The organism is Paraniabella hibiscisoli (assembly GCF_022512515.1).
GTDB lineage: Bacteria > Bacteroidota > Bacteroidia > Chitinophagales > Chitinophagaceae > Niabella > Niabella hibiscisoli.
The window spans coordinates 3910856-3922874 of the sequence record NZ_JAKWBK010000001.1; the positions used below are offsets into that span (position 1 = coordinate 3910856).

Below are 12019 nucleotides of genomic sequence, written 5' to 3' on the forward strand. Positions count from 1 at the left end.
TATAACCCAATCTGCTGTTTTAACTTAAAATTTTTACAGTAAAGGGAGCGCTTGCAGTTCCAGCGTAAGGGAATCAATAGCTACAAAATAAAAGGATTGAAAGAAGAAAAGCGCAATAATGATCATTTGGTAACTCCGGGTAACAGGCTGTTGTCGCTCGACGCTTTAAGAGGCTTTGATATGTTTTGGATCGTAAGCGGCGAAGGCATATTCCATGGGTTAGCCCGATCCGTTCGACAAAAATATGGACTGATACAGGATAAGACCACCTGGCAGATAGCCATGACAGATCAGATGAACCTGTTTGAAAAAATGCTGGTGGGTATCAGCAACCAGCTACATCATACGGTTTGGAACGGTTTCACCTTTTATGACCTTATTTTCCCGCTGTTCATCTTTATAGCAGGCATTAGCATGCCATTTTCGTATGCTAAACAATTATCTGTGGGTGCAGAGGGCAGGAGAAATATCTACCGTGCATTGATAAGGCGTACCGTTTTGCTGATAGTATTAGGGATGATCGTAAACGGATTATTGCAATGGAAGTCTTTCGACGAAACCCGTTTTGCCAGTGTGTTGGGCCGGATAGCGCTAAGCTGTTTTTTTGCGGCCATTATCTATCTAAATACATCATTGCGCGGGCGCATTGCCTGGTTCGTTTTTATACTTTTAGGATATTGGCTGGCATTGCGGCTGGTTCCGGTTCCGGGATTTGGGCCGGGTATATTGACGCCCGAAGGAAATCTTTCGGCCTATATAGACCGTTTATGGTTACCCGGAAAACTTCACAGGAAGGTATATGATCCGGAAGGCCTTTTTCCACTGTTCCGGCAATAGCTACGGCGTTGATGGGCATTTTCACAGGAGAGTTGTTGCGGAACAACCGGTACGCTATGAAAGGAAAGACAGCTTGTTTGTTGGTCGCAGGTATTTTGTCCCTTATTGTAGGAATGGCATGGGGAACCGTATTTCCGGTCAACAAAAATATGTGGACCAGCTCATTTGTATTGTATGCCGGAGGCTGGAGTCTTTTATTATTCGCGCTTTTCTATTTTGTTATAGATGTAAAAGGTATTAAAAAATGGAGCTGGCCTTTTGTTTGGCTGGGGTGTAATTCCATACTGATCTACCTGGCGGCGCACGGCCTGGTTAATTTCTTGTCAACATCAGGTTTTTTAATGGAGGGTATCGTTAAGAGAACGGATGCCAGGTGGCATGACGCAATATTATGGTTAGGTGTAGCGCTCATACAGTTTGCTGCGCTTTACGGCCTGTATAAAAGAAAGATATTTCTAAAAATATAACGATCTGATAAACTTCACCAATGAATACATTATTGCCAGCCGATTATGTGGTATTCTTTGTATACTTTATTGCCGTAGCGGCTTATGGGTATTACATTTATCGAAAGAAGAAGTCGGACACGATGAGCTCTAACGATTTTTTCTCGCTGAAGGTTCGCTTACCTGGTGGGCGATCGGCGCTTCGCTTATAGCTTCCAATATTTCTGCTGAACATTTTATAGGAATGAGTGGTTCTGGCTTTGCTTTAGGATTGGCTATTTCAACCTACGAATGGATGTCGGCGGCGACACTGATTATTGTGGCTGTATTCATTATCCCTTTATACCTGAAGAACAGGATCTTTACTATGCCCCAATTTTTGGCCAAACGTTACAGTGACCAGGTAAGTACCATCATGGCGGTGTTTTGGCTGCTGGTATATGTATTTGTGAACCTTACTTCTATTATTTACCTGGGAGCATTGGCTATCTCTTCCATTTCTCCCGTTAGCTTCGAATGGAGCATCGTGGGTTTAAGTGTATTCTCGGTAATAGTTACGCTGGGCGGGATGAAAGTTATCGGATATACAGATGTGATACAGGTGCTGGTGCTGCTAATAGGCGGGTTGGTTACTACCTACCTGGCATTATCGCTGCTGGCGGATCAATTTGGGCTGGATGGTAATATACTCGAAGCATTAGGTGTATTGCGAAAAGAAGCTCCCGATCACTTCCACATGATATTTGATAAAAGTAGTCCACATTACAAAGAGCTGCCCGGCATGTCGGTATTGATTGGAGGGATGCTGATCAATAACCTGGCCTACTGGGGTTGCAATCAATATATTGTTCAGCGTGCACTGGGAGCCGATCTTAAAACTGCCCGTAATGGAATTCTGTTTGCTGCTTTTCTAAAGTTATTAGTGCCTGTTATTGCAGTGTTACCTGGGATCACCATGTACGTCATGCACCAGAATGGTATGTTTCAACAGGAGATGACAGATGCCGTAACAGGTGTCATTAAGCCCGATCATGCATACCCAACGTTAATGAACCTGTTGCCGGCTGGTTTAAAAGGAGTGGCTTTTGCGGCCCTCACAGCAGCAATTGTTGCGTCGCTGGCAGGTAAGGCTAATAGTATCTCCACTATATTTTCCTTAGATATTTACAAAAAGTATTTTGATGAGAATGCTTCAGACCGAAAAGTAGTTCGGGTAGGTCGATGGGCTGTTATTATTTCCATGGTAATGGCGGCTATCGTAACGCCTGCCTTAAAATCGCTCGACCAGGCTTACCAGTTTATCCAGGAATATGTTGGTTTTTTTCTCCGGGTGTATTGGCGGTGTTTTTATTGGGAATGTTCTGGAAGAGAACTACGGCAACAGCAGCTTTGGCAGGCGCGCTGCTCACTATTCCCATATCGGCCATACTAAAATTCTTACCTGTTTGGACCGGAGGCTTTTTTCCAGACTACCCATTTCTCGATCGCATGACCATTACGTTTTTTATTATAGCCGCGCTGATGATTGCGATAAGTTTATTAAGACCGGCCAGGCAGGATAATAATACGATAAAAGTAGACAAGCGCTGGTTTAAAGTGTCAACAGAATTTGTAATCGGTTCTGTATTTATTTGCGGTGTACTGGTTGCCCTTTATACCGTGTTTTGGTAGTGTTTATCTTATAAAACTGAAACATGAAAAGAAGTGATTTCATAAAAATGGGAACTATGGCCGCATTTGCGCCTCTGTGGGTAAACCCGGTAAGTGGCATGAATGCGCTTATTGATAAAGAACTGATGCGGAAATTGATTCATGCCAATGATGTGCAGGCAGCGCGGTTAATGAAGTCGGTAGAGGAGGGGAAGCTGCAGTTCAGTCGGCTGGTTGCTTATAATATAGCAACTTTGGCTGCGGCTTACTGCGAGAAGGAATCAACCTTGTATCATCAGGCAGCTGTTGTGGAAAAACTGAGTATTCTGGTTAAATTTCTCGCAGCAGCGCAATCAGAAGATGGTACTGTTAATGTGGGCAATCTTGAATCTCCGCCGGATACTGCTTTCCTGATAGAGATAGTAGGCCCGGCGGCAACTATCATGCAAAAAGATAAGAGCAGCGACCTGAAGCTGGTACAGCAACAGTTAAAACAAGTGATATTAAAGGCCGGTGAGGGATTGGTTACAGGCGGCATTCATACACCTAATCATCGTTGGGTGATTTCTGCAGCATTGGCCCAGGTCAATCATCTTTATCCGAACAAGAAATATCTCGACCGGATTGATGATTGGTTGGGTGAGGGTGTTTTTATGGATGCTGACGGTCACTATCCTGAACGAAGCGGCATTTATTCGGGTGTGGAGAATGCTGCTTTGATAACCATAGCCAGGCTGACCGGAAAGTCGGATCTATACGAACCTGTACGGAAAAACCTGGCTATGTATGTTTATTATATCGAAGCCAATGGAGACCTGGTTCTAAATGATTCGAGACGGCAGGATCAATATGAGTTTGCCGCAAAGACAGCCACTTTGTTCTATTTGCAGTATCGCTATATGTCCATCCTTGATGGGAATAAGAACTTTGCAGCGATCGCCAAAATGCTGGAAGGTACGGGATTTTGAAAAAGATATTCTGAACCGTTCCCTGTATTGCTTTATGGAGGACGAAACACTGCAACAGCAATTGCCGGTTGTGGCGCCCATGCCTAATCGCTACGAAAAATTGTTTGCCACATCGCATCTTTTAAGAATAAAGAACAACGATACATCTGTGACATATTTTGGAGGCGTGGACTGGCCATTAATAATAGCGTCCGGCCGATCCAATTCACCCGACTTTTTCTCCTACAGAAAAGGTAATGCCATCCTGAAATACATGCGTTTATCATCCGGCTTTTTTGGCATGGGTTATTTCTACAGCGAAGGGTTGCAAAAAGAGGGTGATAGCTACGTACTGCGAAAAACACTGCAGGTGCCTTACTATCAACCATTACCCGGGGAGAAGCGAAAAACAGATGGTGATTATTTACTTTCTCCCAGTGTGGATGGCCGGTTCTGGAATAAAATGGATTTCAGTAATCGCCCGGTAAGTAATGTAAAAACATTGAAACGACTATTCGCTTAAGCGAAAACAAAGGCGCGGTGCAACTTGAGTTTGAATTAAAAGGGATGAAAGGCGTGCCGCTTACTATTGAATTGTGCTTTAAGGAAGGCGGAAGCTTAACTGGTGTTACGGCTGCTGATGCCAACGGCAATAGTTTTTTAGAACAAGGCACGGGCGAATATCGATATGGTAATGATGTGATCCGGTTCGGTCCGGGCATAGTGAGCCATAAACGGGTCACAAATTTGGAAGGAGAACGGTATAGCACACATTTTGGAACATTACGTACCAGCGGAGAACATGTGTATATAACGGGCACAACCCCTTTTAAACATGTACTAAATTTTAGTTAGCAGATATTAGGCATGAGCACAATGCGCATACTGTTTTTAGAGTAGGAAAACCCCACAAAAAAGGATCTAATCGATTGATTAAGATTAAGCAACCCATTTTGCAAATCTTGCTGTATTTTATCTTTTATCAGACTTTGATGCTTTTTTTACAAGATTTGATGTTAATTAGATTTCATGTAAGTATTGGTATTTCCTTGCGTTATATGTTTTACTTATTTGTCGCAATGAGTACAATTTTCGCAATTTTTTTTCTTTTTTTTAGAAGAAAAAAGGCATTCTTAAATCTATTTCTTTTTATTTTAAGCTATTCAATCATTGCATTGTGTTTTTTGGCATTAACAGCAACTATGTAATAATGGTTTTGGGCTTAGCAATCCTAAGTGTAATTATTTCTAATTTAATTCTTAAAATTAAACTAAGATTTTTACTATAGAAATCGGTGTCCATTTGAATTGGATATTTAACCCAGCTGGCCTGTGCCCAATAAATACTTATACAATAACAAAGAAAAACAAGATGAGTTAACCCAGTATGATTACAGGGCAAGGTTCTATGACCCGGTAGTAGGAAGGTGGAATGTGGTGGATCCATTAGCAGATGCGTATGATATGTGGACGCCATATAATTATGTAGTTAATAATCCATTACGCTTAATAGATCCCGATGAAGCCTTATCATTAACAGGGTCAAGCATATAATAAATTTAAATGGCTTTCAGCGTGATCTATAAATTTATGATTTAAAACCGGGAGTGAAATAACAATCTATTTAATCTGCAGTTAGAGATTTATTCGGGGTGAATACCCTGAGTTTTTTAAGATAAATCTAAGTTGATAAAAATCTATTTTACAACCTCTTTAATCGGGTCTAATATTCTCGTTAAAGAAACTTTCTATTTCGAAAAGTCGTACGTCTGTAAAGATCATGCGTTCAAAATAAGGTTGCCGGATTGCAATTTGAAAGAATTTTGATCTTCTATAGTCTATGGGTCTATTCCTGAACGACCTTTACGATCTTTGATGATCTTTCAGTTCCATCAACATCCACCTGTGAAATCCGTAAAAATATTGCGCTCTTACCGGCAGGGTTGGCATCACTGCCCTTGCTACAGGAAATAGCTGGTACTACGAGAACGGCAATGAATGCAAAAGCCGCCAACACCCGTTTTCTGCGTAGTCCAGATAATAAAAGAATGGCAATCAACCCGAAAACACTCATACCTAACATTACTTCATTTTGAGGGATAGCAAATTTGAAATGGTATTGAAGTATAGTATCCGAGTTGCCATTGGCCGCCTGTGATTTCACGGTGCCGATTGTTTTAAAGTTTCCCCCATCTGGCGAGGCCTCTATTTCGAAATGGTCATTGCTGCGCTCCTCGTAAGTATCCCAATTTACTAATAAAATATTGTCCTTTGCAGTAGCCTCAATGTTTCCAAATACGACAGGTAGTACAACTATCTGGAACGTGCAGCCGGTGGGGATTGCATAAGGATTAGCAGCGTCATTTTTCAGATCCCAGTTGGCAACATTATTAAGGTTGCTTCGTACAGCGGCCAGGGTCGCACCTGTACTGTTAGCGCATGCAATTTTGCCATTGTCGAATTCAGCATTTAAAACTCCCGGCGTTAATACGCCCATCATTGCATTAGTGCCATTTGTCAGTCCGGGAGGCCGGGCTGATCTGTTTTGTGACATCGTCCATCCGGCCGGACCATTGGTGAGCGCAATAGCATCCCAGTCAGCGGCAGTGCTGGCTGGTTGATTAGCTCCTCCAAGAGTTTCACTATTCATATGTATCCCTGCAATGAAGGCCGGGGTTGCCAATGCTCCCTGGAAAGCCAGGACCTGGTCACCCGCCTGCGATAGAATAAATGAACCGGTTGTTACGACACTGCCCGTTGAGGCCGCTGCAATAACGGTAACCTGGCCTGTTGCAGTGATATAAACTTCTGTAAATTGTGACAGGGCGCCCCCTGCCGTCCAGGTAATGACGCCTTCTGTGGATGTAAGGCCATTGTTGTTGGTGTTCCAGCCATTGTCAGTAAAGTTGATGGTGGTGCCATTCAAAAGGCCGCCGGGTCTTAAAATAACAAAAGAAAAAGACGACTGGTCATTGGAGCCATTGATTGCATTATACTCCACAAATGCTATGTCTCCTGCAGCAAGGGTTTGAGCGTTTGAGTGGACCACGGCGATAAGGAATAGAAAAAGGGATAATATTACTTTTTTATAAAGAGTGTTTTTAATCTGAGTAGGTAAATCGAGGTTGATAGGCGGGTTGATTGGATTATGGGTTTTGAGTCTTTAGAAGGCGTTTAAAGTACGGTAAGTTACATCGAATACTTATTCTTTACCGGAATGTGTAACAAATGGCGAATACAAATTTAGGATAATGTCCTGGGTCTTCGAATTTTTATTAAAACGTGGAGCGCGCGTTAGAACTGAAAGAATTTTGTTCTATAGTACTTTAGAAGACGGCAACTGAGAGGGAGCGTGCACTGAATTTTTGATGGATGATAGGTGAGAGTGGGGATAGCAGTTCATGGATGATGGCTATTGGGTGTTTTGGAATGAGGCTTATTACCCCTAAGATTTTTGTTAAAGCTGGTATGAATAGGAACAACCGGCCATCACTGCCGCTTAAGAACATATTTGTAAGTGAAAGCAATTCGTTTATCCTTTAAATCCCATGTTGAAGTTTCCTGATCGACCAGGTTTCTATGCTTCTTGCTGATATCCCTCAGCGAATTTCCTACGGACTTTCTCAGGTATTCACTTTCGCTGGCTTTATGCCTGCTGATTAATTGTATCGCGGTTTCGGGTTGAGCTTTAAAAAAGGTCGGCTCGTCCAGATCCGTAAACCTTCTGTTACGGCTCTGCATACGTTTGGGTTTTCATCATTTAGCCATCCCTTAATCGTAGGAAGCGCTTGTTCATAGCCGGTATCCCTGCAGTATTGATCAAAAGCTTTTGCGATAATTTCCTGAACCTGCCAGCTCGGATCCAGTTTTGCCTGATCTTTCATCACTTCTAATACCTGGTTATTCTTTGAGGCAATATATCCTAAAATAAAGATGGCACAACAGCGTACCTGGTAAATGTTATTGCCGCAGAAGTGTAATGCAACTTGTCTCGCTTTAGACAAACTATGCGATTCGACAATTTTTTGGGCTACCTTTTCAATGGGTTTAAATCCATTCTTTACTAATGCGAGTTTTTGGAACATTGCTTCCATTACCTGTCCATTTTATGGAAAGTAAAATTAAATATTTCTATCGATTTCGCTTCTCTGTTGGTCGGTCGGCAGCGTTTGGCAGGATAAGTCTCAGGCATATCACCAACAGTATCCGCGTTGAGATTAAAAAGACACCGGTAGAAACCAGGTCCGCTTATTTTACAATTAATTATCCTATGGCGCACAAGTTTTCAAAAAGTATTCCAATTACCCACTTCCCCACTTCCCCTATACACAATGCTAAAATAATTTATAGCCTGAAAAGGAGGCAACCCTAATATAGTAAATAGTGGAATGGTGTGGCGTTTTTTGCCCGTTTCGTAACATTAAAATGATCAGCTTCATCATATTCATCTTTGTATCTTAAAATCTAACTTAACCATTTTAAGCTACCTTTGCAGCGTTGTTAAATAATATGCAGCCCGGTGTAATCGTGTACAATAATATGGCTGCGCTGACCCAACCTTACTTATTGAAAATAGCTATTAAAGTCCAGGTAATTGACCGAGACAAAACAGTGGGTAGCTTTATTAAAGAACAAGTGAAGCAGTTCAGAATTGAAGTGACTTACCTATCAGCCCCCCATCCTTACTCAGGTTTATCTGGATGATTTGATTGCCCGGCCAGATCAGGTACTTATTTGGGACCTTGCAAACCTGGAACCGCCAGTTAACTTTAGTCTGACCCATTACCTTTTAACCCGGGAAATCTGTTCAAAAATTATTTGGATGATTTCCGATCAGCAATTTCAACGGATGTATGAATTATTGGAAACCGGAGTTAGCGCGCTCCTCTACAAACCGCTGATGGCTGACAGGTTTAAGCAAGCCTTTAGTAATGCGTTGGATAAGAGAGCCATGTCACCGTCAGACTTCTTGAAGGTTATTTCAGGTAAGGACAACTTCTGCCTGAAGGAGATGGACATAATAGCTGTAGAGCGGGTGGGCGAGGAGTGCCGGATGACAATCAGAGATGGCCGGCTTTTGGATCTCAATGAGAGTATTTCAGATCTGGTAAAGCATTGAACAATCAATGGTGAACGAACTACTGCTATCATCTGTTATCTCGTTTATTTCAATGAACAATAAACTATCATCCGTCAATCGTCAACTCTCATCCTTCATTTCCTGTCAACCTGGTACAAAGTTAATATTGGAACTATATAAATTACGCCCCATCAGGCTTAGTACAGATTTAGCAGCTATAATACTATGATCACCCTTATAGACTCTGTAGCCGAAAATGTAATCGCCTTCCGGGCCACTGGCACGGTATCGGCAGACGATTTTAAAGATACTTTGATCCCTGCTGTATAGCAGCATGTCAAAGTGCAACAGGAATTGAACTATGTACATTTAATTGATACAGAGCTGACCGACTTTACGATTGGGTCTTGGGTGCAAAACCTTACTGTGTATAGAGTAGTTGAAAAACTGGCGAAAGGCTGCCATCATTTGTGATGTAAAAGCGGTTAAGGCTTTCACTGATGCTGTTTTCAAAGTCATGCCTGGTGAGTTTAAGGTATTTGAGCACAGCCATTACCAGGAGGCGCTGTCCTGGGTAAGTTCCTTATGAATTTGCACCGGTACTTGGTATGGTTATTGAATTAATGCGATCAACAACATTAATCAATCCCTTATGCTTGACATCGATATTTTAACCGGCCTTCGTGAACTTCCTGTACTCCTTACCGCTGATGCCATTGCCCAGGTGGCTGAAGGCAGTACCATTAACCTGGACGAGTGGGAGTTTCATGAGCAAAAGTTAAGTGGCCGGACCTTCCACGTTATTACTCAAAAAAATCTGCGGATGATGGACTGTTAGGTAACTGCATCGGATAACAGAGAATCCTTATTCTATAAGGATTCTATCACCTATTTTATCATCCCTTGAAAACTTCGTTAAGATTGGTAATACTGCTTCCCGGAAATGTTGACATCCCTTAAGCCGTCTCTCAGAACCGCGGACGCGAGAAATGACATCATAGCGCGGGATAAAATGTCACCAGCTGGTGTGATCAGTAATTTGGTATCATTTTAGCAATAACACTGCAAACCTCAATATAAAAATCGTCAGGCCCGGCGCTGCTTTAAATATGGTTATGTTCGAAGTTGGGTAAGGGTCTTTTAAATTTATGCTATTGTCATCGAATCCTAATATCGTCTCGGAAGGCGGCCACGTGCAGGGCTTAACCTTCAGCCTGCTCTTCAGTGCCCTGAACGCATCAGTCTCAGGCATTATTATAACCGATAACCAGCAGCCGGATAATCCGATTATATATTGCAACACAGCATTTGAAAAGATTAGCGGGTATAGCCGTTCTGAGATTATTGGTCATAATTGCCGGTTTCTCCAGGGTAAGGATCGCTCGCAAAAAGCAAGACAACAGATTGCTGTCGCGGTTGAAAAAGCAGAAAGCTGCAAGGTTGAGATTCGTAATTACCGGAAGAATGGCGATCTGTTTTGGAACGAACTCTTCATGGCGCCTGTTAGCGATGCTTCGGGAAAAGTGACGCATTTTATAGGCGTCCAGAATGACATCACGCTCAGGGAAAAAGCTGAGTTGGAGCTTCTGGAGCAGAAGGCCGTTATGGAAGAGCAAGTCAGGGAACGAACTATTAAGCTAAAGGAGAATGAGGCATTTTTGTCCAGTATAATAGAAACTGTACGGGAAAGCCTGCTGGTATTGGATCCCGATTTTAAAGTGATCAGTGCCAATGATCATTTCTTTAAAACCTTCAAGGTCAGCAGCCAGGAAACGATCGGTAAATTACTTTATGATTTGGGTAATGGGCAATGGAATATTGAAAAGCTTAAGGAACTGCTGCTCAAGATCCTACCTACTAACAACCCGGTACTTGATTTCGAAGTAGAGCACGAGTTCCCGCATATTGGTAAAAAGCTGATGCTCTTGAACGCTTATCGTATTGAGCTGGAAGGTCAGTACAAGGATCGGATATTAATAGCAATTGAAGATATTACGGAGCGCCGGGAAATCGAGCGCCGTAAAGACGATTTTCTATCGATTGCCAGCCACGAGTTAAAAACACCACTTACCTCCATCAAGGGCTTTTTGCAGATGCTGAGTCGCCTGCAGCCTGCTGGAATGCCGGATCAATATCAGGTGATATTTGATAAAGTAAATGTTTCAGTTGATAGGCTTAATATGCTGATTACGGATCTATTAGATGTGTCAAGGATACAATCCGGCAATATGGAGATTCATAAAGATAACTTCGACTTTGATAAAGTGGTGGCTGAGACGATAGAGCAGATGCAATCGGTAAGTCCGGATCATACTATTATCAGTACCGGTTCGAGTAGGGCCTTGGTAAAAGCTGATGAACAGCAGATCGTTCAGGTGATTAATAACCTCCTTGCCAATGCTATCAAGTATAGTCCTGATAGCAAAGAGATTTATGTACATATTTCGAAAGTAAGTGACTATGTAAAGCTCTCTGTCAGGGATACTGGTGTAGGTATTAACCTGGAAGATCAGCAACGGGTATTCCAGCGGTTTTTTCGCGGTGCGGAGTTTCAGAAGAAATTTGCCGGTATGGGCATCGGGCTCTATGTATGTGAGCAGATCATCAAAAATCATAATGGGACCATCTGGCTAAACAGTGAGAAAGGCCAGGGTACCACTTTTAACTTTACAATACCCATTGAAGCGTGAATAAAGGTAATTCAAAAGTGATTATCTGCGATGATGATCAAAGTATACTGGAGTTGCTGGGATTAGTTGCAGAAACTGCGGGATGCGAGGTGGTGACGCTCTCCAAAAGCATGGAGGTCATGAAAGCCATAAGGCAGGAACATCCTGCATTAGTAGTGCTGGATCTCTGGATGCCGGTTATGTCGGGTGATATGATATTACAGACGATCCGGAAAGATACTGCTCTGAAGGAGCTTCCGGTAGTAATCATCTCCGCCAGCAGGGATGGCCGGCAGATTGCCGAGCTCAACGGGGCTACAGAATACCTGGCTAAACCATTTGACATCATGGATCTGACTGCAATCTTTCAGAAGTACTGTTATGTATAGTG

The 12019-nt window shown here is 42.5% G+C and carries 17 protein-coding genes; 15 read left to right on the plus strand and 2 right to left on the minus strand.

All coding sequences use genetic code 11. The features are described 5' to 3' along the window. Window positions 1-51: 51 nt before the first annotated feature. The 9 genes from MKP07_RS24195 to MKP07_RS24225 all read left to right on the plus strand — a co-directional run bounded on the left by MKP07_RS24195 (window position 52) and on the right by MKP07_RS24225 (window position 5433). Complete coding sequence (locus MKP07_RS24195) at window positions 52-837, plus strand: acyltransferase family protein (RefSeq protein WP_240849616.1); 786 nt, start codon at window positions 52-54, stop codon at window positions 835-837. 11 nt (window positions 838-848) lie between these two features. Then, entirely contained in the window at window positions 849-1304 is a 456-nt protein-coding gene (locus MKP07_RS24200; RefSeq protein ID WP_240849617.1) for a hypothetical protein, read from the plus strand. A gap of 20 nt (window positions 1305-1324) precedes the next feature. Then, complete coding sequence (locus MKP07_RS41390) at window positions 1325-1495, plus strand: hypothetical protein (RefSeq protein WP_317235884.1); 171 nt, start codon at window positions 1325-1327, stop codon at window positions 1493-1495. After that, window positions 1492-2715: a sodium:solute symporter family transporter gene (locus tag MKP07_RS24205; RefSeq protein ID WP_317236090.1), complete on the plus strand. Its 1224-nt coding sequence runs from the start codon at window positions 1492-1494 to the stop codon at window positions 2713-2715. Before MKP07_RS41390 ends, MKP07_RS24205 begins: the two co-directional genes overlap by 4 nt. After that, complete coding sequence (locus tag MKP07_RS41395; protein ID WP_317235885.1) at window positions 2673-2954, plus strand: hypothetical protein; 282 nt, start codon at window positions 2673-2675, stop codon at window positions 2952-2954. Before MKP07_RS24205 ends, MKP07_RS41395 begins: the two co-directional genes overlap by 43 nt. Before the next feature lie 23 nt (window positions 2955-2977). Next, window positions 2978-3901, plus strand: a complete 924-nt coding sequence (locus MKP07_RS24210; protein WP_240849618.1) for a hypothetical protein — start codon at window positions 2978-2980, stop codon at window positions 3899-3901. 34 nt (window positions 3902-3935) lie between these two features. Continuing rightward, window positions 3936-4403: a hypothetical protein gene (locus MKP07_RS24215; RefSeq protein WP_240849619.1), complete on the plus strand. Its 468-nt coding sequence runs from the start codon at window positions 3936-3938 to the stop codon at window positions 4401-4403. 17 nt (window positions 4404-4420) lie between these two features. After that, window positions 4421-4735, plus strand: a complete 315-nt coding sequence (locus MKP07_RS24220) for a hypothetical protein (protein ID WP_240849620.1) — start codon at window positions 4421-4423, stop codon at window positions 4733-4735. Between the two features lie 476 nt (window positions 4736-5211). Beyond that, window positions 5212-5433 (plus strand): RHS repeat-associated core domain-containing protein, encoded by a 222-nt coding sequence (locus tag MKP07_RS24225; protein WP_240849621.1) that lies wholly within the window; start codon window positions 5212-5214, stop codon window positions 5431-5433. Between the two features lie 292 nt (window positions 5434-5725). Here MKP07_RS24225 and MKP07_RS24230 read toward each other — a convergent pair whose 3' ends face one another. Both MKP07_RS24230 and MKP07_RS24235 read right to left on the minus strand, forming a co-directional pair. Next, window positions 5726-6880 (minus strand): hypothetical protein, encoded by a 1155-nt coding sequence (locus MKP07_RS24230; RefSeq protein WP_240849622.1) that lies wholly within the window; start codon window positions 6878-6880, stop codon window positions 5726-5728. 658 nt (window positions 6881-7538) lie between these two features. After that, window positions 7539-7973, minus strand: a complete 435-nt coding sequence (locus MKP07_RS24235) for a HEAT repeat domain-containing protein (RefSeq protein ID WP_240849623.1) — start codon at window positions 7971-7973, stop codon at window positions 7539-7541. A 415-nt stretch (window positions 7974-8388) separates the two neighbouring features. On the opposite strand from MKP07_RS24235, the gene MKP07_RS24240 reads away from it, so the two are divergent. From MKP07_RS24240 to MKP07_RS24260, 6 genes are all read left to right on the plus strand, one after another. After that, window positions 8389-8583 carry a hypothetical protein gene (locus tag MKP07_RS24240; RefSeq protein ID WP_240849624.1) on the plus strand — a complete coding sequence of 65 codons (195 nt, stop codon included), beginning with the start codon at window positions 8389-8391 and terminating at the stop codon, window positions 8581-8583. Window positions 8584-8701: 118 nt separating this feature from the next. Continuing rightward, a complete protein-coding gene (locus tag MKP07_RS24245) occupies window positions 8702-8998 on the plus strand; it encodes a hypothetical protein (RefSeq protein ID WP_240849625.1) in 297 nt (98 codons plus the stop codon). A 400-nt stretch (window positions 8999-9398) separates the two neighbouring features. Next, a complete protein-coding gene (locus tag MKP07_RS42890; protein ID WP_394803597.1) occupies window positions 9399-9548 on the plus strand; it encodes a SpoIIAA family protein in 150 nt (49 codons plus the stop codon). Between the two features lie 63 nt (window positions 9549-9611). Continuing rightward, on the plus strand, window positions 9612-9797 hold the full coding sequence (locus tag MKP07_RS24250) for a hypothetical protein (RefSeq protein ID WP_240849626.1): 186 nt from the start codon (window positions 9612-9614) through the stop codon (window positions 9795-9797). A 310-nt stretch (window positions 9798-10107) separates the two neighbouring features. Then, the gene (locus tag MKP07_RS24255) at window positions 10108-11649 is read left to right on the plus strand and encodes a PAS domain-containing sensor histidine kinase (RefSeq protein ID WP_240849627.1); all 1542 of its coding nucleotides are present in this window, start codon (window positions 10108-10110) and stop codon (window positions 11647-11649) included. Then, window positions 11646-12017: a response regulator gene (locus MKP07_RS24260; RefSeq protein ID WP_240849628.1), complete on the plus strand. Its 372-nt coding sequence runs from the start codon at window positions 11646-11648 to the stop codon at window positions 12015-12017. The genes MKP07_RS24255 and MKP07_RS24260 overlap by 4 nt, the downstream gene beginning before the upstream one ends. Window positions 12018-12019 lie beyond the last annotated feature (2 nt).